Raw genomic sequence first — 22,863 nt, forward strand, 5'->3', positions numbered from 1 at the left:
ATTCCAGGGGCCTGTAGCTCAGTTGGTTAGAGCATGCGCTTGATAAGCGCAGGGTCACTGGTTCGAGCCCAGTCAGGCCCACCAATCGGGAGGTAACGGAATGGAGAGCGGCGGTTGGAAGTAATCGCCCGTCTTCATTCCATTGCCATTAGGGCGAAGCCGTTCTTTGAAAACTGCAGGCAACAAAAAAGAAGCCATTATAGCTTCTGCCGGTGTCTTGAAGAGATCTGCGCTTTGGCGTGGATGCTCGCAAGATGGCGATCAAAAAGCTACAAAGGGCGCATGGTGGATGCCTTGGCGCTGAACGGCGACGAAGGACGTGGCTACCTACGATAAGCCTCGGGGAGCGGGAAGCACGCTGTGATCCGGGGATTTCCGAATGGGGTAACCCGGCGCGAGTAACGTCGCGCCACTTCTGGTTGAATTCATAGGCCAGATGAGCAAACCCGCCGAAGTGAAACATCTCAGTAAGCGGAGGAAAAGAAAGCGAATGCGATTCCGTAAGTAGTGGCGAGCGAAAGCGGAACAGCCCAAACCGAACGGCTTGCCGTTCGGGGTTGTAGGACCACCGTATGGGTAGTTGTGCGGTTAGGTGAAGCGGATGGAAAGTCGCCTCATAGAAGGTGAGAGGCCTGTAACCAAAAACCAAGCAACGCTCGGTGGTATCCTGAGTAACGCGATGCACGTGAAACTTCGCGTGAAGCTACGCCGACCACGGCGTAAGGCTAAATACGTGTCAGCGACCGATAGTGAACCAGTACCGCGAGGGAAAGGTGAAAAGAACCCCGGCGAGGGGAGTGAAATAGATCTGAAACCATGTGCCTACAAGGTGTCAGAGCCCGAAAGGGTGATGGCGTGCCTTTTGCTTAATGAGTCTGCGAGTTACTGTTTGTGGCAAGTCTAAGTCCTGATGGGACGGAGGCGAAGCGAAAGCGAGTCCGAATAGGGCGATGAGCCGCAAGTAGTAGACCCGAAGGGGAGGTGATCTACCCATGGTCAGGATGAAGTCACTTTAACCGGTGATGAAGGTCCGAACGGGTGACGGTTGAAAACGTCTCCGATGAACTGTGGGTAGGAGCGAAAGACTAATCAAACCCCCTGATAGCTGGTTCTCCCCGAAATAGATTTAGGTCTAGCCTCGTGTGCTAACCTGTGGGGGTAAAGCACTGGATGGACTAGGGCCCACACCAGGGTACCGAATCTAACCAAACTCTGAATACCACAGGGTGCAGCACGGGAGTAAGACGGTGGGGGATAAGCTTCATCGTCGAGAGGGAAACAACCCAGATCGCCGGCTAAGGTGCCAAAATGCAGCTAAGTGAAAAGGATGTTGGGTCTCAGAGACAGTGAGGATGTTGGCTTAGAGGCAGCCACCATTTAAACAGTGCGTAATAGCTGACTCATCGAGAGATCCAGCGCCGAAAATGATTGGCGATAAGCTGCATACCGAAGCCGCGGATCTTTTTCGATTTCGATCGGAAGGGATGGTAGGGGAGCGTTCCAAGTGCTGTGAAGCGGAAGGGGAACCGACCGTGGAGCGCTTGGAAGTGAGGATGCAGACATGAGTAGCGATAAGATCGGTGAAAATCCGATCCGCCGTAAACCCAAGGTTTCCTGGGGAAGGTTCGTCCGCCCAGGGTTAGTCGGGAACTAAGCTGAGGCCGATGGGCGTAAGCGATGTCTAGCTGGTCAATATTCCAGCACCGCCGACATTTAAACGTGGGGGACGCATCGTTGGAGAAGGGCGAGGTGATGAATGCCCTTGTCCCGCAAGGGGACCGAATGGAGCAATCCTGACGGGATTCTTCAAAGACGGTGCCAAGAAAAGCCCACGTGTACACTAAGGCGCCCGTACCGTAAACCGACACAGGTGGGTGGGTAGAGTATACTCAGGCGCGTGAGTTAAATCTCTTTAAGGAACTCGGCAAGTTAGCCCCGTAACTTCGGAAGAAGGGGCGCCCCGCAAGGGGCCGCAGTGAACAGCGTCAACCGACTGTTTAACAAAAACACAGCACTCTGCTAAGTCGCGAAGACGACGTATAGGGTGTGACACGTGACCAATGCTGGAAGATTACGGCAAGGGGTCAGCTTGGTTTCGGCCAGGCAAAGCTCTGAACCCAAGTCCCAGCGAATGTCGGCCGTAACTATAACGGTCCTAAGGTAGCGAAATTCCTTGTCGGGTAAGTTCCGACCTGCACGAATCGTGTAACGAGTTGACGACTGTCTCAAAGAGAGGCTCAGCGAAGTTGTAATGGCGGTGAAGATGCCGCCTACCCGCAGTAGGACGGAAAGACCCCGTGCACCTTTACTGTAAGCTGTTACTGGATCTCTGCTATGGTTGCTCAGCGTAAGTGGGAGACTGCGAAGCCTTCCTTTTGGGGAAGGTGGAGTCGCCAATGAGACACCACACTTCCATTGTGGGGATTCTAACCAAGCGCCCTGAAGCGGGCCTTGGGACAATGGCAGCGGGTCAGTTTGACTGGGGCGGTCTCCTCCTAAAAGGTAACGGAGGAGTTCTAAGGTTCCCTCAGCACGGTTGGCAATCGTGCGTCGAGCACATGGGTAGAAGGGAGCTTAACTGCGAGACCGACAGGTCGAGCAGGTACGAAAGTAGGACCAAGTGATCCGGTGGTAGAATGTGGAATTGCCATCGCTCATCGGACAAAAGGTACGCCGGGGATAACAGGCTGATCGGGCCCAAGAGTCCATATCGACGGCCCGGTTTGGCACCTCGATGTCGGCTCATCGCATCCTGGGGCTGGAGAAGGTCCCAAGGGTCCGGCTGTTCGCCGGTTAAAGCGGTACGCGAGCTGGGTTCAGAACGTCGTGAGACAGTTCGGTCCTTATCCACTGTGGGCGCAGGAGACTTGAGGGATTCACTCCCTAGTACGAGAGGACCGGGAGTGACGGACCGCTGGTGTTCCGGTTGTGTCGTCAGACGCAGCGCCGGGTAGCTATGTCCGGAAAGGATAAGCGCTGAAAGCATATAAGCGCCAAGCCTTCCCCAAGATGAGGTCTCCCCATCAAGGTCGTGGTAGACCACCACGTTGATAGGCCGCACGTGGAAGCGCAGCAATGCGTGGAGCGAAGCGGTACTAATTACCTGATTGGCTTTTCGTCACGGCAGGCTAATGAGCTGATTTTTTGTTTGCCTGTAGTTTTCAAGGAACGGCTGCGACCAGGCGTCTGCGGAAGGAGGCAATGACCCGCAGAGGCCTGGTGATCCTAGAGGCGTGGAACCACCCGTTCCCATTCCGAACACGGAAGTGAAACGCGTCATCGCCGATGGTAGTGCGCCGGTAGGGCGTGCGAGAGTAGGTCATTGCCAGGTTCGTCCCCCCTTTTGCTCCTCGGAGTGGAAGGGGGGCTTTTTTTTGTTCCTGTTGAAAATGAAGCCGACGGCGGTTGCCTTGCTCTTCGGCGGGCTGATTCGTGGCACGCCGGCGCGGAGGTGGCTGTCCATTCGCCGCGCCTCGGCTACGAACTTCTCAGAGCTAGCAAGATTGACTACGCAGGGGTTGGTTCCTGCTCCGCGCAGATGGCACGGCTATCGGCTTCGGACAGCGGTTCATCGAGCAAGGAGCAGTGATGCGGAGTGCGCGTGAGGCGGCGGACATGCGCACGGAAATGCCGGCAGGTGTGACACGCCCCGAAAGCACGTCCTTGGTTGCGGGCGATAGCGTTGCGGAGCGTCTGCCGTAGCTCGTCGAGCAGGCCGGTGGCATCTCCACCGGTGGCCTGCTCGATATTCCGAGCCAAGACGAGCAGGGGGTCGCGCGTCAGGGTCTTGCTGCCTTTCCTGGTGAGCGCGAAGTCGACCGAGCGGCGGTCCCGGGCATCCGGCTTCCGCGCCACGTAGCCCTTTCCTTCGAGCGAGGCGAGCGTCCGTGAGACCGTGCCGCGCGTGGATACGAGGTAGTCAGCCAAAGCGGCGGGTTTGCGCGAGAAGCGGTTGGCGCGTGCAAGGTAGCGCAGCGCCTCCCACTGAACCGGATTGAGGCGCCCTTCCTGTTCGCCGGCTCGCGCCAGTCGATCGAGGCGGTCGATCAGATGGGCGGCTTCCAGAGCCTTGGGCGAGAGGGACATGGTTGCTAGTCGAAATTAAGCCTTGACTAGGGCGAAACACGTTCGCTTAAAGATATTAAGCTCGCAACAGCTGTATTGGCAAACCAAGGAGTAGCCGTCGAGCTTGCCGACGCGAGGCAGCGGGTAGAGAGATATCCGGTCCAACCGAAAGATGAGGGAAAGAGGAGGAAGCCGATGAAGCAACAAGCAGGGAAAGCAGCAGCCCTCCTGGCATGGGTAAGTTGCGTGACGATGCTGGGGGCTCTGCCGCTGCGAGCAGGAACGGCCGCCCCCCAGGAGAACGAGGAAGACGGGGTGACCGTTCCGCAGGGGCACAAAGAGGCCTACGAAGCTGCCAAGGAGCAGATGAAGGAGGCTCCGCAGGAGAAGCACTCCTCCGGAAGCTGGTACTTGGCCGGCGCTGCGGGCATGGAGTGGTCGTGGTTTGACCGAGGGTCCATCGGTAACACCCCGTACAGCGGAAATCTGAATGAAGCCTTTATAGGCGGCTTAATTGGCGGCTACTACTGGCACGACCCAGACAAGTGGGGCAACCTGAGCTTTAGCGTGGATGCGGTCGGCCTGTACGACGGTTCGACGATAAACAGCCAGGTCGGTAGCGCTGGCTCCAGCTCTGGCGCAACTTTCGGCGATCTCGTTCTCGGTGGGACGATTGGCTATCGGATCGCCAAGTCCTACGAGCCTTTCGTGGGTTTCTACGGCGGGGGACAGATCAGCCAGGTTAGTGGTACCAGAGGCACCCACGGGGACGTCTGGTCCTTCGTGTTCGGTCCTGCCCTCGGCATCCGGTACTTCATTCCAAACAGCCACTGGTTCGTAGGCATGGTAGGGGTTTTCGCCTTCGAGGGCGATTTGAACGGCTACAATCAGAACTTGGGCGGCAAAACGCTGAACGTGAGCGGCAGTTCCTACCTCTACGAGCCAATCGTAATGATGACGATCGGCTACGCGTTCTAGGCCGCATATCTCACAAGCGCTCTCCCGCCGCGGCGGGAGACGCAGTCAGTCGTCCGCGGGGCGGCGCGTAGCACGGCCTTCATGGGCCGAGCCGGAATCGGGCTCCGTGAGGGGCCTGCGGGCGAGCACGATATTGTACGCGTTGCCGAATACGAAAGCCTTGGATGTGCTCCAAATGATGCGTTCCAACTGGACCATGGTTCGCATGCGGAGGTGGAGCTTCCAGAGCATCACGCGGCGGATGAAACTCCAGGACAGACCCCAGGCCCAGAACGGTAGTTGCCTGTAGCGGATCGGGTCGAATCCGATCTGGCGCATCTTGAAAACCAGAAGATTGGCGCCAAAAAAGTTATAATGCCAGTTTTCAAAGAACGCCGTAACGTTTCGGTAATCACGCTCGCGGCGACAGGCGTCCAGGGATCCGGGCGAAAGAATCAAAAGGCTTCCCCCTGGCTTGAGGAGCCGCCAGCAACGCGCCAGCCAGGCGTCCAGGTTCTTCGTGTAGCCGATGGATTCCAGAGAATAGATGCCATGGAAAGTCTTTTCCGGGAGGTCCAGGTGATCGAAGTCGGCGACGGTGGCGTGAACGGGAAGATCGAAACTCTTCGCTTGCCGTCGACAGAGGTCCGCTTGGAAGGGAGAGTTCGTGACGCAAAGGATCTCAACATCGCATCGTCCGGCAAGATAGCGGGCCGCCGCTCCCGAACCGCACCCGAGGTCCAAAAGACGCATTCCCGGCACCGGGTCAAGAAGGGAATATACGGCAGAATAAGGATGGGCGAAGAGCGCAGGCGGGAAGACGCACGTGCAATAGTGCTCGTTTTCGCCCAGGTAGAGACGAAATACATCGTCGTAGGTGTGATTCTGGTCGTCATGTTTGAGCAAGTCGCCGAGCTTCGGAATCCACTCCACCAGTTGCCGTCGTTCGAATTTATTGAGCTCATGACCGATCTCCTCTGCGTCTTTGGGATGCGTGACGAGAAGGAAGAGGAGGTAATGAAACAGGTTATACGCCGCGAAAAGCCCTGCGATTGTCGCAATGACCAGTAGGAGGGTGGAGACGAAAGCCACGACTGCTCTACTCTGTGCTTGGCGCAGCCGATCCTTGAGGGACGGAAAGATGCGGGGTTTCGGGAGTCGAGGCTTGATGCGGAGGAAGCGGAGGCCGAGGTTGCCTTTTAGCGGCCGTGGCCTTGGGGTTTTGGGGTAAGTATTTGGCTACCCACCAGCGGGAGGCTCCTCCTGCGGTGGCCGCGACGCCGGCGGCTACCGGACCGAGGAAGGTGACTGCCGGGCCGCTGGCCAATGCGCCGAGCATGAGGGTGCTTTGAGCGGCTGAAGCCGCGCCAGCCGTCGCCCCGCCTGCCGTTGCCCCGTAGGCTTGATATGCTAGGATCGCATCCCCTTTCCTCTTCTTGGCGACCTTGGCTAGGTCCTGGAGCAGCGCTCCCTTGCGTAGACCGTTGCGTCGGTCATGGATGACCCCGATGATTTGATATGGGCGCGGTGGCTGGCCGTCGGACCAGATGTCGATTCCATCAACGTTGTGGAGAATGGCTCCCTTCCCCACCGTTCTTTTGCCGTTTTCGACAGGAATGTACGTCGTGTTGGCGCAGGAGGTCAGGAAGAGCAGGAGGGGTAAAAAGAGGAGAGGAAGCGGGATCGATTTCCGGCTGGGCGGAATCGGCGGACGCACAAGGGAGATTTTCACGAAGAGCGAGCGGGGGGTCGCATCCATTGTGCGCTGCTATCCGGCCTGATTTCCCTTCTTTTTCATGCCGGCCGGCAGGTAGCGGATCACCCACCAGCGCGACTGTCCGGACCCTGCGGCGGAAAGCCCTCCGGTAGCGGCACCACCGTAGGCAGCACCCGTAGCGGCTCCCGAGCCGACTGGAGCCGAAGCCCCCAAGTTGCCCGACGCTCCTCCTGCCGCTGCCAGGGCGGCACTCGCCGCCCCCGTGTACGTTTGGTATTCGATGATGCCCTCTCCGCCCATTCGCTTTGCTTTTCGCGTGACGTCCTTGAGGATCGAATCGCGAAAGAAGCCGTTACGGCTGTCGTCGACGAGGCCGATGATCTCGTACTTGCGGGGGGGCGTGCCGTCGGTCCAGACATCGATCCCGTTGATCACCCGCCTGGCGGCAATGCCCTTCCCTTGCTGTTCGTTGGAGCCGACATAGGGGTAATACCGCGTCTGAGCGCAGGCAGCGAGCAATAGGTAGCAGCCGGCAACAAGAACTGCGCGGGTCGAGAGGAAGCGGGTGGGCGGCTTTCGACGAAGACGCATGGCTTGCTGACGACGTCCTTTTTACTTGTCTTCTCTTTCGCAGGTTTTCTCGGCTGGGCTAGACGGATGCCTCCGTTCAGGCGCGCTCCAGGGTTAATCGAGAGTGGACGCCCTGTCAAACAGAGGATGCGGCTACGCGGAAAAAGTCAGCCGGCCGGCTAGGGCGCGACCGCCGTCGGCGTTGGTTGACCGGGCGGGAGCTGCGAGGCGGCCGTGGTGGGAACAGCGGTCTGCTTCGAAGCGGCGGAGGAGGGCGTTTTTGGCCCTGCGATGGTCGTTTTGGGCTCTGCCGGCAGATACTTGGCGGCCCACCAGCGCGAGGTGCCCCCCTGGGCGGCACCGAGCGCGATGATGGCGGGTCCGGCAATGAGCATGCCCGGGCCGGTCGCCGCCACGAGGGAACCCACCCAGATCATGTTCCCGGCAGCGGCTCCGGCTGCAGCGGTGGCTCCGCCCATCTGCAAGGCATAATCGTGGTATTCCAGGATCGCATCCGCTCCCATCTTCTTGGCGACCTTTGCAAGGTCCTGCTGAAGGTCGTCCCTACGAAGCCCGCTTCGGCTGTCGTGGATGACTCCGACGAGCTTGTACGGGCGAGGGGGGAGCCCGTCGGTCCAGAAGTCGATCCCATTGATTTTGTGAAGACTGGCACCCTTGCCGACGGTTCGCGCTCCTCCTTTGTACGGGATGTAGGTCGTGTTCGCGCAGGAGCAGAAGAAAAGCGGCAGAAGCAGGAAACCGGGATGCAAGTGGCTCCGGACATTCATGAGGAGTGGGCCGATCCTTGGTGCTGATCCTTTGCTGGCCGGGCGTTCGGCGGAGTGGCCTTTTTAGAAGAAGAATCCTGGTAACGGAAGACCCACCAGCGGGAAGTGCCCGCCCAACCCCCGCCTAGTCCTGCCGAGGCGGGTCCGGCAAAGGCAAGCCAGGAGGAAGCCGTTGGGCCGTATGCTTGCGGTAGCTGATCGGCGTTGCTCCCGAAGCCGCTTGCCGAGGCGGCGAAGGAACTCAAGGCGGTCGCATAAGCTTTGTACTCGAGAATGCCTTGACCTCGCATCTTCTTCGCTTGCTTGGTGACGTCTTTAAGCAGGGTGGCGTGAAAGATCCCGCTCCGGTGATCGTGGATCACGCCGATGATCGTGTAGCGGCGAGTCGGTAGGCCGTCGCTCCAGACCTCGATCCCGTTGATGATCCTCTCGCCGCCCCCCCCTTTGCCTAACTGGCTGTTCGCTCCGACATAGGGATAATAATGGGTCTGGGCACAGCCTCCGAGCAGAGCGATCGCGGCAGCCGGCAAAAACAGATAGAGGCAGGCGGGGAACGGGCACGTAGATGGACCCCGCAATGTTCGCATAGCGTCTTCGCAGCCTCCCTTTTTGCTTTGGTGACCAAGCTATATCTGCACTGCGGCGACGATAACCGGGAAGGAGGCCGATTGTGTTCAGATATAGTAAAGGCGAAAACTGGCTGTCAAGCAGCCGAAGCCACTCGGTCGAAAAACTCAAAAAAAGTAGGACCCGCAAAAAGAATCTCTTTGCTAACTGCGCTCTGGGGAGTGAACTAACCGGATGCATCGGGAGGAAACGGAAGGGCGGTCAACCACCCCTCCCTGAAGGGAGGGGCTTGAGGGAAACCGATCGCTAGGTTGACCAGGGAGAGCCAGAACTGGCTACGTATGCAACGGGTGAAAAGACCCACTCCGGGATGCTTCCTCAGTCCCGGACCCTGGAAGGGGAGGATCATGTTGGGCAAAGGCAAAGGCCCAAAGGTTCTTCCCGCTGCCGCGAGGCGGAAGCCGGTTGCATACCTTCCCGAGGGGAGCGACGTCCGAAAGACGTCCGTTACTGGGCCCGTAAGGGCGATCACTAAGAAGTGATACTATGGCTGTGTTGGTATTGGACAAGCGGAAGAAGCCGCTGATGCCGTGTACGGAAAGGCGCGCTCGGCTGCTCCTGACGCGAAAGCGGGCTATCGTGCATCGGCGTTACCCGTTCACGATCCGGCTCAAAGATCGAGAGGACGGACGGACACAACCGCTACGTCTGAAGATCGATCCCGGCAGCAAAACCACCGGATTAGCTCTGGTACGAGAGGACGCAAACGGAGGGCAGCATGTGCTCTGGTTGGCCGAATTGGAGCATCGAGGTTCCGTCATACGCGGCCGGTTGATTGCGCGCCGGGCGTTCAGGCGGCGGAGACGGGCGCAACTGCGCTATCGGCCTGCCCGCTTCGACAATCGCAGGAGGACGGACGATCATCTCGCGCCGAGTCTTCGGCACAGAGTCGATACGGCAATGTCCTGGATAGGACGGTTGCGGCGCTTGGCTCCCGTTACCGGGATGAGCCAGGGACTGGTACGTTTCGACACGCAGGCCATCCAGAATCCGGAGATAACCGGCGTGGAATACCAGCAGGGCGCGTTGGCCGGATATGAGGTTCGCGAATACCTGCTGGAGAAGTGGAGCCGCCAGTGCGCGTACTGCGGCGCGAAAGACGTGCCTCTGGAGGTGGATCATATCCATCCCAAAAGTCGAGGAGGTTCGGATAGGGTGAGCAATCTCACATTGGCGTGCCACGAATGCAAACAGGTTAAAGACAACCGGAAGGTCGACGAGTTCCTTGCCAATCGGCCCGACCGGATGGCGACGATATTAGCCAAGGCGAAAGCGCCGCTACACGATGCGGCCGCCATCAACAGCACTCGATGGGCTCTCTACAACAGGCTCAAGGACACCGGATTGCCGATTGAGACTGGCAGCGGCGGGCGGACGAAGTACAATCGCAGCCAGCTGAATATCCCCAAGACACACTGTCTGGATGCGGCCTGCGTGGGGGAACTCAAGACACTGCTCGGTTGGGATGCGCCGGTCTTGAACATTAAGGCTGCGGGTCGGGGCAGCTACCAGCGGACACGACTGACGCAGCATGGCTTCCCTCGCGGCTGCCTTACCCGGAGCAAGCGCCACTTCGGATTTCAGACTGGGGACTTGGTGAAAGCCGCCGTGCCGAGTGGCAAGAAAGTTGGGATTCATCTCGGCCCCGTGGCAGTACGCAAAAGCGGCAGCTTCAACATCCAGACGCTTCATGGCGTGGTGCAAGGCATCGGTCATCGCAACTGCGCGTTGATTCAGCGAGCGGATGGCTATGGATACGCCATCAAACCCAAGATAGCAGAACGAAAGGATGCGGGAACAGGGGCGGTTTCAGGCCGACGCGCTATCCCTCCCCGGCATAAATGCCCGGGGTCTCCCGCGCGAAAGCGATGAGTAAAGCAGGAGTCACGGTTGCGTATGGGGATGGCATCGGTCCGGAGATCATGAGCGCAACGCTCGAAGTGCTCGAGGCTGCGGGTGCCGAGCTAGCCTTGGAAACGATCGAGATCGGGAGAAGCGTCTATCTCCGGGGTAATGCGAGCGGGATCGAGCCGACGGCCTGGGAGAGCTTGCGGCGGACGAAGGTTTTTTTGAAAGCCCCCATCACGACGCCGCAGGGCGGAGGCTACAAGAGCCTCAACGTCACGGTGCGAAAAGCGTTGGGACTCTACGCCAACATCCGTCCTTGCCTTTCCTATGTCCCCTTCGTGGAAAGCAAGCATTCCGATCTAGACGTCGTGATCGTTCGGGAGAACGAGGAGGATCTCTATGGAGGGATCGAGCACCGGCAGAGCGTCGATTCCTTTCAGTGCCTCAAGATCATGACGAGGCCGGGAACCGAGCGGCTGGTCCGTTATGGTTTCGAGTACGCCCGCTCCTACCGGAGAAAGAAGGTCAGCTGCTTCACGAAGGACAACATCATGAAGCTGACCGACGGGATGTTCCACAAGGTCTTCGAGGAAGTCGGCGCGGAATATCCCGAGATCGAGAAGGAGCACTGGATCGTGGACATCGGGGCGGCCAAGCTTGCGGATACCCCGCAGGCCTTTGATGTCGTCGTGGTTCCGAATCTTTACGGCGACATTCTGTCGGATATCGTCGCCCAGATCGCCGGTTCCGTCGGGCTGGCGGGATCCGCCAACATCGGCGCCCAATATGCCATGTTCGAGGCAATCCACGGTTCGGCCCCGCGCCGCGCCGGGCAAAACTTGGCGAACCCCTCCGGCCTTCTCCTGGCGGCGGTGCAAATGCTCCTGCACATTGGGCAACGGGAAGCGGCCGAGCGGATGCACAACGCCTGGTTGCGCACGCTCGAGGATGGGATCCATACGTATGATATTTTCCGTGACGGGAAGAGTCGCCAAAAGGTGGGGACCAAGGAGTTCGGCCAAGCGGTGATCGGAAACCTTGGGAAGACGCCGCGCACACTCAAGCCGGTTCGATATGGGGAGGAGATGCGCAATCCGCGCTCTAGTTTTCCCTATAGCCCGCCCGAGGAACGGAAGCTCCTGGTCGGCGTCGATGTCTTTGTCGAGTTCCCGGGAAGAATCGAGGATTTGGCGGCGGCGCTGCGGGAGGTCGGCGGCGAGGGAGTGGCTCTGGAATCCATCGCGAACCGTGGAATGAGCGTCTGGCCTTTCGGGTTGGGCGAAACCCTGCTCGCGGGACCCTTCCAGTGCCGGTTTCTCGCCAAGGACGCGTCCTTGGGGCTTTCGCAGCGAGCCATCGTCGATCTTCTCGGCTCAGTGGAAGCCGGGGGAATTGAGTTCACAAAGACCGAGCTCCTGTATACGTTTAACGGCACGGAAGGATTCTCGCGAAGCCAGGGAGCCTAACTCTTTGGATTTTGCCCGGTGGTGTAACGGTAGCACAGAGGTCTTTGGAGCCTTTAGTCATGGTTCGAATCCATGCCGGGCAGCCAAAACGGATGCCCCGGTGGAACGGCGCCATCCTGACGGGCTAAAGTTCTTCCGCAGCTTGTCGCAGCCCGATCACTCGATCACGAAACTTCCGCCGATGTCCTTCGCGCAGCCTACGCACAAAGCGCTCGTTGGCGGTGACGAAGCGGCAGTCTCGGCGGCGGCAAGGGCAAGGTAGAGGCAGTCATATACCGGATGATCGATCTCGATCGCGGTCCGCGTCGCCGTCTCGAGCAGGGAGCGTGTCGGCAGGAACTCGATATCGGCGGCTTGGAGAAGCCGTGCCGCGAGGAACGCTTCCTCCTTGGAGAGTTCGTCGCACTGGACCTTCTTCCATAGGACGTTCGCACACTCGGCGACGAGCAGTTCCGGCGCGATCACCTTGGCGCGCCGGCGAAGCGTCAAGGCTTCCGCCGTGTCGTCCTCTTCGACCACCTATTTAATGGCGATGCTTGCATCGATGCGAGTGCGTTCACAGTTCTTCGCGTCCTTCGCGGAGCAGGACCTCGGAAGGCGTTTGCTTCCGACGCATCGTCAGCTTCCGCAACTCGGCCGCCAGTTTGTCGAGGGAAGGCTCTTCCTCGCTGGTCAGCGCCTGGCGGAGAATCTCTCGGTGCTCGGCCTCGGCGGAGCGGCCGTGGCGGGCGGCCCGGCGCTTCAAGCGGGCGATCAGCTCATCATCCAGATTGCGCACATGCAGGTTCCCGGGCATTGGGCCGTTCCTAAAACCATATACAACCATTCCCCTACCAGGGTAGATCGTCCAGGACGTCGGCCGAACAGCGCTGCCGACGGTTCGCGTGCCGGAGTTTCGCCGGCAAAGTCCGGGTAGCGCCCAATGCCCGCGCTTTCGGGGACAGAGGCGCGGGAGACAGTCGATTACCTCCCGACCGGGCATGCGCCGCTTTGAGCCTCTTCCGGACGCCCGCCCAGAACGACCATACATGCTTCGTCCGATTCCTCGCGGGTAGGGGGGCGAAGGTGAGCGTGAGCCGTCCATTGCGGGTCGGCACGACGGCCTCCCGCACGGACGGGCGTTCGGATAGACCCAATCCTCTCCGGGCGACGGCATAGGCCGCGCCCTGGTGAGAACCGATGCCATGACGGCGCGCGTGGTTGACCGCGCCGATCACGGAAGTGTAGGCCGGGTCGACTTCGATCCCCTCGACTCCGGCACGAAAAGAGGCCGCTTTCAGCATCGCGATCGTCTTGGCGTAGGCGAAGGAAGAGCGCGCTCGCGCCCGGACGGGATCGACCGCCTCAAGCTCAGCCCTCCTCTTGCGAAGATTTAATCGCTCGATCACGAGCGGCTTGCCCGCTTCGGTGCAGGCCCGGACGATCTCCTGGCATGCATCGCCGATTGCGGCTTTCGCCTGCTCCTCGCTTTTCCCGTAGAGATTCAATCCGATCCGGCGGATCTCCACGAGGAGGCCCGAGCGGTCCGTTTCGGCTACAGCCAGATGGTCCTCGGTGATGTCGATGCCGACCGCTCCGGCAAGGCGGCGTGTCACCACAGAAACGGGTTTCACCTCGACGCTCGCGAACACCCGCCACCCCTTCCCTTCCGGTCCCGCACGAAGCGGTAGCTCACTGCGGATCCCTCTCGCTTGCGGACAAGCCTCCCCGTCTTGGTTGTCCCGGTCACGATCCGGCTGGCGGAGAGGGCCTGGAGGATCGCCTCCTGGCCGTAGGCGAAGCGCACGCCCTCCAGCACCAGGTATTTGCTCGGGCCTCCCAATCCGTCCGGCAACCGCAACCGCAGCCGCAGGCTGCCGTCCGGGGCGACTGCGGCTTGGCAGGACTGGTTGCCCGATGTCTCGTCCTTCGACCCGAGCACGAAGAACTGACTGCTCCGCTCCGCCTGCCAATCCTTCTTCCAATCGGTATGGTCCGCATAGGCGTTCTCTTCCAAGGAAAATTGCTTGTGGCAGAACCGGCGGGAACCGAAGCAGAGCCGAACCCGTCCGGACTCCTGATCGGCCAGGAGCGCATCGAGCTTCGTCCGTAGTATGGCAAGCCGCCGCTTTTTCTGGTGTAAGACGTGCGATCCCAGCTTCTTCTCCTCCAGCCGGCCGATCGCCCCTTCTGCTCTCTTGATCCGCCCTTTGGTCTCCTCAATCAACTCGGGCCGCCTCTCCTGGATCGAGGCGATCTTGCCTTCGAGTTCGATCCGGATGGCGTTGAACTGCCGGGCGGTGATGCCGAACCGGCGCAGGAACGACCGCTTGAGCTCGTTCCGGGGAACGCCCGCCCGCATCTTGGCGAAGAGAGTCGTCCGCAGCGCCCGCCCGTGGAGCGCCGCATAGGCGTCGAGCGACGCCGACTGCTCGGGGGTCAGCGTCAAACGGGTCTGGTAGGTGAAAACAGGAAGCTTACTCATGCGATCGCTTCGAGCGCCTTCTTGGCGCGGTTTTGCGCGGACCTCTTCCCGTAAAGCCTGGCATACATAGAAACAATGACCTCATGCAGCTCGCGCACGATGTCGTCGGTCCTCTCGTCCGGATCCACCACCAGGACTGACCGGCTCTGCGCGGCCAATGCCGCTTCCAGGTGGTCGAAGCCGAAGCGCATCAGCCGGTCCCGATGCTCGACCAGGATGACGCCGACCTTAGGGTCTCGTAGTAGCCCAATCATGCCTTTCCGATGGCCGTTCAATCCGGAGCCGACCTCCTTGACGGCCTTGACGATCGGCAACCGGTTGCTTGAGAGCGAACTCGGAGAAGCCGCGCCAATTGCCTGTCCAGATCCGCTTTTTGATCGGCGCTGGAGACCCGCGCGTAGAGGGCCACGCCATCGGGCGTGTGAGGACTCCGCATGAACAATCAGCGTTCCAGTCGGCAACTGCTCGAACGGGCAAACACCCTTCCTTCCACATCCGCCAAGCCGTCTTGTAGCCAACGCCCTGTCGCTTGGCCCAGACATTCAACTGCACGCGGATATATTGCCATGAACTATCCTTATTATCCATATATTATTTAGAAGTTGGCAACCCTAGCCTGCCTGTGTCCCAAGCGTTCTCCTGCAGCTTGCGAAATGGACCTGTTTGCTTCGTCGGGACTTGGTTTTCCCTCCTTGCAGGATGTCGTCATACAACTTCGGGGGAAAACTTGCGCCCCGCCTTGCATCCAGGCCCATTCGCTGCGCCTCGGGGACGAACTTTGTCAGACAGGCAGGCTAGTCATCGGCATCACTTGTTGGATCGAAAGGCCATCCCATCGCTCCTTGCCCTGCCGCTGGCATGGAGACGCCATGGAAGACCTTGGAAGCGATTTGCCGTGCCTGGACAGCGCCTGTGGACGTAATTAAGCGTTTATAAGTACCGTGGCGCTGGGCAAGGCGCAGCGCGCGGACTCGATGGAGTCCCGTGCGCGAAGGAGCCATGAGAGAAGCAAGGGAGGAGGAAGCCTTTCAACCCCGATGCCGCTTCGGAAGCATGTTCAGGCGCTGCTTCGTCTTGCTCCTCCTGCTTTGGATGGAACCCTGCGTCCTTCACGCGGATCCGGTCTTTTTCCCGGGGGAAGAGATCGCCGCGCAAGATCTTGTGGAGACCATGAACGCTCAGGAGGCCGGGAAGGATTGGCTCGGAAAGTGGCGCAGGATGACCATCGAGACCCGCGAGAGGCAGACGCACTATTTGACGCCGCTCGTCACGGAAACGCCCCGCTTGGAGCAGCGCATCCGATACGACGTCTACGACGAAACGCTCCCCAACGGGAAGAAAGAGTGGAATTTCGGCAATCAGAAGGGGGTGAACGTGATCGTGGCTCCGACCATGGAAGTGGCTGCCGCTCTCCCCAACTACCTCTATTATCCGGGAGCGGGACAGAAAGATGGATTTGCGGGACAGGTTTTCATGGTGAAAAACCGGATCATGGCTTCTCCGGAGACCCAGAAAAACTATGTATTCTCCGTCATGCTCATCGCACTCACCCCGACGGGCTCGCTGCCCGGAGTAGCCGAACACTGGGTTTGGACCCCTTTCGTTACCTTCGGCAAGGGGTGGGGACATTTTGACTTCATGGTGAATTTGGGGACCTCCTGGGCCGATGGGGACAACAAGCAGCTCGGGAGTCCCATCATCTGGAATGTGGCTCTTCAGTATCGCTTCGGCGTCATCTGCCCGACGATCGAGTTCAACTCGCATCCATCGATGAGCGAATTTTACTTTTTCGGCGAGCCGGGCCTCTTTGTCACTCCGGAGGTACTGATCGGCCGCTTTCACTTCCGAGACAACTACAGCCTCTATTTCGGGATCGGTTATCAGATGGCGCTCGATGCGGCGACGGTGCAGGCCGACTATTCCAATGCCTTCATCGTGAAATTCCACCTTCTTTTTTGAGGGCTCTTTGCGGTGTGGAGTGGGTGGAGGGAGCAGACTTGTCATAACCGGGTCCGGAACGGAAGGTGACCGGAAGCCAGCGGACACTTCGGAAAGCTGCGGTCAGGCCTTCCCCTTCTACCCACGGAAAGGACCAGGGAGGCTCCGCACGAAAGCTCGCGCTTGCATTAATGTTCCGCTAAGTTTTCGGCCCATGAAGTGGCGAAGCACAATCCACCGCTACCTCCTGGGTTCCCGAGAATATCCTCCCCAAAAGTCCCTCGATCCCTTAGCCGCGCTTCCGGTCCGCAAGGAGTGGCAACGCTCCCATCCCGAGTGCTCCCGCAAAGCGGTACGGAATCATCCAGGGATTGGCGGATACAACCTTTCTGCGCAGTGCAGCACTGCGTCCGGGTCGAGGACACCCGGCAAAACGAGCATGGGATTGCGTTCGAGAGAGAGATCGCGGACGCGCGGCAGAGTTCGGATCAGCAACCATTGGGGATGCATTCGCGGCGTTCTGCTCTCCCTGTTTCTCGTTCCGGTCTTCGAGGGAACCACTCTGCTACGGGCGGATCCCGTTTTCTATCCGGGAGTCGAGGTCGCGGCCCAGGATCTTGTGGAAACGATGAACGAGGAGAGTCCCGGCAAAGATTGGCTTGGTCGCTGGCGCCGGATGACGATCGAAACGCGCGAAAAGCAGACTCACTGGCTGACGCCGATCGTCACGGAAACCCCTCGCTTAGAGCAGCGGATCCGCTACGACGTTTACGACGAAACCTTGCCGAACGGGAACAAGAAGTGGAACTTCGGGGCGGGGAAAGGAGTGAACTTCATCGTTGCTCCCACGATGGAGGCCGCAGTTTCGCTCCCCCAGTATCTCTACTATCCGGGACACGGGGCGAACGACGGGTTTCGGGGCGAAAGCTTCATGGTTAAGAACCGCATCATGTGTTCGCCGGAGAATCAGAAGAACTACGTCTTTTCCGTCATGCTCGAAGCTCTCTCGCCGACCGGAACGATGCCGGGAATGGCCGAGCATTGGATCTGGACGCCAATCGTTACGTTCGGCAAAGGATGGGGAAACTTCGACTTCATGGTGAACCTGGGGACTTCCTGGGCCGACGGCGATAACAGGCAGCTAGGCAGTCCGATCGTCTGGGGTGTGGCCCTACAATATCGGTTTGGGGTGATCTGCCCGACGCTCGAGCTCAATTCACATCCGTCGGTAAGCGAGTTTTATTTTTTCGGCCAGCCAGGGCTCTTCGTGACTCCCGAGGTCTTGATCGGGCGCTTCCATTTCCGGAATCACTACAGCCTCTATTTCGGGATCGGTTATCAGATGGCGCTGGATGCAGCGACGGTGGAGGCACAGTATGCCAATGCGGTCGTCGCCAAGTTCCACCTTCTTTTTTGAGGTCAGTCCTCGCTCCGGGGCGAGCCGAAGAAAATGCGCGCAACGATCCATCGGTTTGCGGGTTAATCCAGGGCATGTGTCTACGAAGAGAGAGATGGCCGGGGTCGTCGCCGAGGGTTCCGGCCCGGAAGGCCATAGCTCCCCCGATGCCAATGGCATGGGAGCCGGGCCGCGCCGCGCGCGGACCCAGGAAGGCAAAAGGCCGTTTGGCGACGATAAGTCGGCTCTTGGCCTGATTCTTGCTTGCCCGACCGGATAATCGTCCGAACGAGGATACTTTTCCTTGGCCTTTCGAGCATACCGCCTACCCACGTGTGGCCTTCCCTGGGATGCGGCGGGCCTGGAGGCGGGATCAGGGATCGCTTCCTCCTGGGTCGTTATTGCGATTCTATTTTTTGCTTGTTGCCGGCAGACGCGAGCGGATCCTGTCTTTTATCCCGGCGAGGAGATTGCCGCGCAGGATCTGGTCGAGTCGATGAGCGATAAGGATCCGGGGACGAGCTGGTTTGAACGCTGGCGGAGGATGACTGCGGAGACCAAGGAGCGTCAGACGAACTGGATGACCCCGCTGGTCACCACGACGTCCCGGTTGGAGCAGCGTATTCGCTACGACGTCTACGACGAGACGAAGGGAAACGGCAACAAGGCGTATAACTTCGGCGCCGGGAAGGGGGTCAGCCTGATCGTCACACCGACCGACGAATTTACCTTCTCCCTACCCAACTATTTCTACGAGCCAGCGTCTCCTTCGTCTACCGGCTGGGAGGGAGAGGTCCTTCAGTGGAGGCACCGGATCATGGCCTCGCCGGAGAATCAGAAGAACTACGTCTTCTCGGTCCAGTTGGCTGCGCTTGCGCCAACCGGCGACATCCCGAGCGTGGAAAACCATTGGGTCTGGACGCCCATGCTGCTCTTCGGAAAGGGCTGGGGAAACTTCAACTTCATCGTGAACCTTGGGAGCCAGTGGGCGGATGGAGACAGCAGCAAGCTGTCGGCGCCCATTGTTTGGAATGCGGCCTTCGAGTACCGGATCGGACGCATCACCCCTTGCCTCGAGCTCAACTCGGAGCCGACCGTCACCCGCTTTTTGGCCTATGGTGGGCCTGGGCTCTTTGTGACGCCGGAGCTTTTGATCGGCCGTTTCACCCTCAAGGAGGATATTCGTTACTACTTCGGGATCGGCTACCAGATTGCCTTGGAGCATTCGACGATCGAGGAGAAATATGCCAACGCCCTCATCGCGAAATTTCATCTGCTTTTCTAAAGGAAGAAGCTAAGAATGGAGAGCGATGTTTGCGAGGTTGGCAGCGGCGGCAATCGGACTGGCGCTGGTTAACGCACCCTGGACGGCAGCGGGTGGCTCGTCCGCTCAAACGGCGTTCGAGCGCTGCTTGCGTGATGGCGACCTCCTCGGAGCCTCCGAGGAGGTCCGCGAGTTGCCAAAGCGCGATCCGAACACCGCGTCTTCCTGGAAGAATCTGGGCTGGTTCGAGCTTATGGAAAACCGGCTCCCGGAAGCCAGGGCCCACTTGCGACGCGCGCTTAAGCTCGATCCGTCGGATCGGGAGACCAAGGCGCTGCTCTCCCTTGCTTGGTATCGGACGGGGGATCTGAGCCAGTCCGCGGCGATGCAGGATGACCTCGGATATGATGCGCTAGCCGAGCTCGTGGCGACGCTTGAGCCGAAGGCGTACGCGCTGGAGGGGGCGACTTCGGTTCGTCTCGGCTTGTTCCCTGAATCTCTCCGGCCAAAGTTTCCGGTGCGCGTGAATGGGAAGGATGCGCAGTTCTTCCTCGATACGCGGGGAGGCATGAGCGCCATCAATGACACCGTTGCGCGGGCGGCAAAGGTCGAGCGGCAGCAGAGCAACTTTCTCCAGTTCTGGTTCTGGGCCGCCGGAAAATGGTCGGTCAAAAATCGCTTCGGACGGGTGGAAACTCTGAACTTGGGGTCAATGCAGGTCAGGCGAGTCCCTGTGCTCCTGCCGAATTGGAAAGGGTTGGTGGACGGCTTGCTCGGGACTGATTTCCTTTCTCATTTCGAAACGGTGATCGATTACCCGCGCAGGGAGCTCTTTCTCCGTAAGGCCGACCCAGATTTGGCGGAAGCTCGGCGAGCGGACAAAGACCCGGGAAGGGAACGGATCGTTCTCCCCTTCTTTTGGACGCCGGGCGGACAGATCGTGCTGCAAGGGCAGGTCAACGGCACGGATGCGGTCTTTTTGTTGGACACCGTTGCCGTGGGGCGGCCGGTGACCCTCTCGCGCCGGCTAATCCATCGAGCGCATCTTCCCGCGCATGGCGGCTACATCATCAGCCTGCGGCGAGCGGGTCTTTTCCCTTGGGTGTATACGGAGTTCCGGGAGCTGCGGATCGGACCCATCGTCCAAAGCGAGCAGAAGGCGGATATTGGCACGATGTACGATTTCCCCCCCTCGATCGATCATATGCAGGGGTTTCCGATCGACGGCATCCTGGGAAACGCCTTCTTCCAAGCATATCGGCTAACCTTGGATTTTCGCCACACGCGTGTCATGCTCGAGCCCTCGAAGAGTATCGGAGCGACGGACGACCGGGTGCGCGTCGCGAACCCGGTCGCGGAGCGATAACTCGGAATCGAGAGGCGGAGGAGAATGGAGCGCGAGGGAGCGGCGGAAGGCCGAGATGTCCCGTCGAGGACAGATGCCTGGAAGTGGGCGGCGCGAGCGGCGGTCTCCGCGATTCTCCTGGGATGGATTGCGACCCGAGTGGATTGGCGACAGATCGGCAAGCTGGCGGCTTCCGCGAGGCCTATCTGGCTCGGGATGTCCATCCTCTTTGCCGGGCTCTCGACTCCAATTACTTCCGTTCGCTGGCGCATCCTGATTCAGGTGTTGGATCTTCCCCTTTCCTTTCGGCAGGCGCTGGCATTGGGGTTCGTCGGGAAATTCTTCAATGCGATTCTGCCGGGTTCGACCAGCGGCGATTTTGTCCGAATCTTCTATGCGACGCGGGCGTTTCCGGGCAAGGGGGCGATGGCCGGCTTCTCGGTCCTCTACGATCGCTTCCTCGAAGGGGTCGTTCTTCTCGTTCTGGGTTCGCTGCTCGCGGCAGCCTTTTATCCGCAGCTCGCGGCGCGCGGGGTGCTTCGCAACGCGGCGCTGGCGCTCTTCCTCTTGACGCTCGCTACCCTGGCGGCGATTCCTATTCTGCTCAATTGCTTTGCGCGCGGACATCTTCGGTTGCCGGGCCATTGGGGGACGGCCGCGCGCGCCCAAAGTGCGTTAGAAGAGATCCTCATCGCGACGCGTCTCTATCGGAAGGCCGCGCGGGCGAATTGGATCGCCGTCGGTCTCTCGGTGCTCGCTCACGGAAGTTCCGCCGCCTTGCTCTGGGCGCTCATGCAAGCGCTTCGTTTGGAGCTGCCGTTCTGGCTCCTGGTCACAACGATGGTCGTCGTGAACGTGGCGGTCGCCCTGCCGGTCAGCATTTCGGGCCTTGGGATTCGGGAAGGGGCGCTTCTCTACCTTCTCGGCTCCTTCGGAGTGAGCCGGGAAGAGGCGGTTGCCTTCTCCCTGCTCCTGTTTGTGGTCGGACTCGTCTGGAGCCTGATCGGCGGAATCGTCTATCTCTATTATCGAGCGAGCCCTGTGGGCGCGGAATGCAGGAGATCTCACAATCGGTAAGCTTTTCTGGGTGCTAGGGTTTGCCATGGTCCTGGCCGGTTGTTCCCCGAAGGAGCCGCGGAATGAGCCCGTGATCGGACTGATCACCGATTTCGGGCTGCGCGATCCCTATGTGGCGGAGGTAAAAGGAGTGATCTATTCGGTCCATCCCAGCGCCCGAGTCGTTGACCTGCTCCATCAAATCGAGCCATTCCAGATTTGGCAGGCCGCTTATCTGGTCGAGGAGGCCGCGCGGGAGTTTCCGAAGGGATCGATTTTCGTTACCGTCGTGGATCCGGGCGTCGGAACCCCGCGGGTGCCGCTCCTGCTCGAGACTCGCTCGAACAAGTTCTTTTTTGCGCCGGATAACGGAATCCTCTCGGTTGTGGTCGAGCGCGAAGGGATGCGGCGGGCCTGGAAGCTCGATAAGCCCGCATTCCGTCGAGCGGGAACGCCTTCGCGCACCTTTCACGGCCGGGACATCTTCGGACCTGGAGCCGCCCACTTGGCCGCCGGCACCGATCCGGAGCAACTCGGCTCCCGAATCGAGAAGGTGGAGTCGCTCAACCTGATCCCGGCTGGCGTTCTCGGCCAGGGGGTTCAAGGACAGGTGATCTCCGTCGACCGCTTCGGTAATGTGATTACCAATATCCCCCGGGATCTCTCTTCCCGCTTGCAGGAAGGAATTCTGCTGCGAATCTCCATCGGGGAGCAGACGATTCGCGCGCCCCTCGTTGGGACCTACGCGGACATCCCCTCTGGAAAGCTGGGGGCTCTCTTCAACAGCTCGGACTACCTCGAGCTCGTCATGAACAAGGCTTCGGCGGCCCGCCAGCTCAAGATTTCGGAAGGGGCCCGGATCCTGGTGCGGCCTTAGCCTGACTTCCCCTGAGTAGCAGCATAACTCCTTGATGCGGAAGGACAGGCCTTTCCGCTACTGGCTACATTGCTGCCCAGGCCGGCGGCTGCGCGAAGAGCGGGAGCAGACGAAGTTTTTCCAGGAGCCGATTCAGTTCCCGAGGAATCTTGCTCAAAAGACGAACGATCGGCTTGCCTTCCACGGAGAGAACGCCGAGGCGGATCGACTGGAGGCGGCGCAGGAGCGCAGGAACGTGTTCAAAAACACCGAGCTTGCTCCACTCGGCGGCCAAACGAGCCGTCATCCAATACGCGAGAAAGCAGATCCTCACGTGGTTGCGGACACGGTCGGGCCGCCAATGGAAGACCGGCCGGACCTCGAGGTAACTTTTTAATTCGCAAAAGGCCTGCTCGACCTCGCCGAGGCTTTTATAGTGGGCCAGGACCTCTTTGGCGGACGCCTCGGTGGGGGGCAGATTGGTTTCCAGTAGATACCAGCCGTCA

The 22,863-nt window shown here is 59.8% G+C and carries 21 protein-coding genes, 2 tRNA genes, 2 rRNA genes and 2 pseudogenes; 14 read left to right on the top strand and 13 right to left on the bottom strand.

The features are described 5' to 3' along the window. Window positions 1-7: 7 nt before the first annotated feature. The 3 genes from A37A_RS0109470 to rrf all read left to right on the top strand — a co-directional run bounded on the left by A37A_RS0109470 (window position 8) and on the right by rrf (window position 3,331). A tRNA-Ile gene (locus tag A37A_RS0109470) sits at window positions 8-84 on the top strand. A gap of 178 nt (window positions 85-262) precedes the next feature. Then, window positions 263-3,120, top strand: a 23S ribosomal RNA gene (locus A37A_RS0109475). A gap of 95 nt (window positions 3,121-3,215) precedes the next feature. Then, window positions 3,216-3,331, top strand: a 5S ribosomal RNA gene (gene rrf, locus A37A_RS0109480). Window positions 3,332-3,507: 176 nt separating this feature from the next. Here the strand turns inward: rrf and A37A_RS0109485 are convergent. Then, the gene (locus tag A37A_RS0109485) at window positions 3,508-4,086 is read right to left on the bottom strand and encodes a MarR family transcriptional regulator (protein ID WP_018291269.1); all 579 of its coding nucleotides are present in this window, start codon (window positions 4,084-4,086) and stop codon (window positions 3,508-3,510) included. Window positions 4,087-4,260: 174 nt separating this feature from the next. Between A37A_RS0109485 and A37A_RS0109495 the strand changes: the two genes are divergently transcribed. Beyond that, the gene (locus A37A_RS0109495; protein ID WP_020494246.1) at window positions 4,261-5,043 is read left to right on the top strand and encodes a hypothetical protein; all 783 of its coding nucleotides are present in this window, start codon (window positions 4,261-4,263) and stop codon (window positions 5,041-5,043) included. A gap of 45 nt (window positions 5,044-5,088) precedes the next feature. Here the strand turns inward: A37A_RS0109495 and A37A_RS0109500 are convergent, their stop codons facing one another. The 6 genes from A37A_RS0109500 to A37A_RS21410 all read right to left on the bottom strand — a co-directional run bounded on the left by A37A_RS0109500 (window position 5,089) and on the right by A37A_RS21410 (window position 9,073). Continuing rightward, window positions 5,089-6,114 (bottom strand): methyltransferase domain-containing protein, encoded by a 1,026-nt coding sequence (locus A37A_RS0109500; RefSeq protein ID WP_018291272.1) that lies wholly within the window; start codon window positions 6,112-6,114, stop codon window positions 5,089-5,091. Between the two features lie 7 nt (window positions 6,115-6,121). Then, on the bottom strand, window positions 6,122-6,781 hold the full coding sequence (locus A37A_RS16825; protein ID WP_020494247.1) for a hypothetical protein: 660 nt from the start codon (window positions 6,779-6,781) through the stop codon (window positions 6,122-6,124). 9 nt (window positions 6,782-6,790) lie between these two features. Then, on the bottom strand, window positions 6,791-7,330 hold the full coding sequence (locus A37A_RS16830; protein ID WP_020494248.1) for a hypothetical protein: 540 nt from the start codon (window positions 7,328-7,330) through the stop codon (window positions 6,791-6,793). 158 nt (window positions 7,331-7,488) lie between these two features. Beyond that, window positions 7,489-8,097, bottom strand: coding sequence for a hypothetical protein (locus A37A_RS16835; protein WP_018291275.1), 609 nt, complete (start codon window positions 8,095-8,097; stop codon window positions 7,489-7,491). After that, window positions 8,094-8,684 (bottom strand): hypothetical protein, encoded by a 591-nt coding sequence (locus tag A37A_RS0109520; RefSeq protein WP_018291276.1) that lies wholly within the window; start codon window positions 8,682-8,684, stop codon window positions 8,094-8,096. The genes A37A_RS16835 and A37A_RS0109520 overlap by 4 nt, the downstream gene beginning before the upstream one ends. A gap of 206 nt (window positions 8,685-8,890) precedes the next feature. Beyond that, on the bottom strand, window positions 8,891-9,073 hold the full coding sequence (locus A37A_RS21410) for a hypothetical protein (RefSeq protein ID WP_020494249.1): 183 nt from the start codon (window positions 9,071-9,073) through the stop codon (window positions 8,891-8,893). Between the two features lie 137 nt (window positions 9,074-9,210). Between A37A_RS21410 and iscB the strand changes: the two genes are divergently transcribed. From iscB to A37A_RS0109540, 3 genes are all read left to right on the top strand, one after another. After that, on the top strand, window positions 9,211-10,596 hold the full coding sequence (gene iscB, locus A37A_RS16840) for an RNA-guided endonuclease IscB (protein ID WP_081616243.1): 1,386 nt from the start codon (window positions 9,211-9,213) through the stop codon (window positions 10,594-10,596). Next, on the top strand, window positions 10,593-12,038 hold the full coding sequence (locus A37A_RS0109535) for an NADP-dependent isocitrate dehydrogenase (protein ID WP_020494252.1): 1,446 nt from the start codon (window positions 10,593-10,595) through the stop codon (window positions 12,036-12,038). Before iscB ends, A37A_RS0109535 begins: the two co-directional genes overlap by 4 nt. Window positions 12,039-12,050: 12 nt before the next feature. Then, window positions 12,051-12,124: transfer RNA gene (locus tag A37A_RS0109540), tRNA-Gln, on the top strand. A gap of 70 nt (window positions 12,125-12,194) precedes the next feature. Here the strand turns inward: A37A_RS0109540 and A37A_RS16845 are convergent. From A37A_RS16845 to A37A_RS16860, 5 genes and pseudogenes are all read right to left on the bottom strand, one after another. Continuing rightward, on the bottom strand, window positions 12,195-12,557 hold the full coding sequence (locus tag A37A_RS16845; protein ID WP_051076262.1) for a type II toxin-antitoxin system VapC family toxin: 363 nt from the start codon (window positions 12,555-12,557) through the stop codon (window positions 12,195-12,197). 37 nt (window positions 12,558-12,594) lie between these two features. Then, window positions 12,595-12,834, bottom strand: a complete 240-nt coding sequence (locus A37A_RS0109550; protein ID WP_018291280.1) for a hypothetical protein — start codon at window positions 12,832-12,834, stop codon at window positions 12,595-12,597. Window positions 12,835-12,868: 34 nt separating this feature from the next. Then, on the bottom strand, window positions 12,869-13,651 hold the full coding sequence (locus A37A_RS20645; protein ID WP_196799568.1) for a hypothetical protein: 783 nt from the start codon (window positions 13,649-13,651) through the stop codon (window positions 12,869-12,871). Continuing rightward, complete coding sequence (locus A37A_RS20650) at window positions 13,648-14,502, bottom strand: hypothetical protein (protein ID WP_040887708.1); 855 nt, start codon at window positions 14,500-14,502, stop codon at window positions 13,648-13,650. Before A37A_RS20650 ends, A37A_RS20645 begins: the two co-directional genes overlap by 4 nt. After that, window positions 14,499-15,054: pseudogene (locus tag A37A_RS16860) on the bottom strand (IS607 family transposase). The gene A37A_RS20650 and the pseudogene A37A_RS16860 overlap by 4 nt, the downstream one beginning before the upstream one ends. Window positions 15,055-15,501: 447 nt before the next feature. On the opposite strand from A37A_RS16860, the gene A37A_RS0109565 reads away from it, so the two are divergent. The 7 genes from A37A_RS0109565 to A37A_RS16875 all read left to right on the top strand — a co-directional run bounded on the left by A37A_RS0109565 (window position 15,502) and on the right by A37A_RS16875 (window position 22,378). Further along, the gene (locus A37A_RS0109565) at window positions 15,502-16,461 is read left to right on the top strand and encodes a hypothetical protein (protein WP_018291281.1); all 960 of its coding nucleotides are present in this window, start codon (window positions 15,502-15,504) and stop codon (window positions 16,459-16,461) included. A 418-nt stretch (window positions 16,462-16,879) separates the two neighbouring features. Then, window positions 16,880-17,857, top strand: a complete 978-nt coding sequence (locus A37A_RS0109570; RefSeq protein WP_196799569.1) for a hypothetical protein — start codon at window positions 16,880-16,882, stop codon at window positions 17,855-17,857. A gap of 76 nt (window positions 17,858-17,933) precedes the next feature. Next, the gene (locus tag A37A_RS20115) at window positions 17,934-18,116 is read left to right on the top strand and encodes a hypothetical protein (protein WP_155996551.1); all 183 of its coding nucleotides are present in this window, start codon (window positions 17,934-17,936) and stop codon (window positions 18,114-18,116) included. Between the two features lie 24 nt (window positions 18,117-18,140). Continuing rightward, window positions 18,141-19,121, top strand: coding sequence for a hypothetical protein (locus A37A_RS0109580; protein WP_018291284.1), 981 nt, complete (start codon window positions 18,141-18,143; stop codon window positions 19,119-19,121). A gap of 25 nt (window positions 19,122-19,146) precedes the next feature. Continuing rightward, window positions 19,147-20,466, top strand: coding sequence for an aspartyl protease family protein (locus A37A_RS16865; RefSeq protein WP_018291285.1), 1,320 nt, complete (start codon window positions 19,147-19,149; stop codon window positions 20,464-20,466). A 24-nt stretch (window positions 20,467-20,490) separates the two neighbouring features. Then, window positions 20,491-21,522, top strand: coding sequence for a lysylphosphatidylglycerol synthase transmembrane domain-containing protein (locus tag A37A_RS16870; RefSeq protein WP_018291286.1), 1,032 nt, complete (start codon window positions 20,491-20,493; stop codon window positions 21,520-21,522). Window positions 21,523-21,532: 10 nt separating this feature from the next. Next, complete coding sequence (locus A37A_RS16875; protein WP_020494253.1) at window positions 21,533-22,378, top strand: S-adenosyl-l-methionine hydroxide adenosyltransferase family protein; 846 nt, start codon at window positions 21,533-21,535, stop codon at window positions 22,376-22,378. 64 nt (window positions 22,379-22,442) lie between these two features. On the opposite strand, the pseudogene A37A_RS21415 reads toward A37A_RS16875, so the two are convergent. Further along, window positions 22,443-22,863: pseudogene (locus A37A_RS21415) on the bottom strand (hypothetical protein); the annotation flags it as partial.

Origin of the sequence: Verrucomicrobium sp. 3C (assembly GCF_000379365.1) — a bacterium.
Classification (GTDB): Bacteria; Verrucomicrobiota; Verrucomicrobiia; order Methylacidiphilales; family Methylacidiphilaceae; genus Methylacidimicrobium.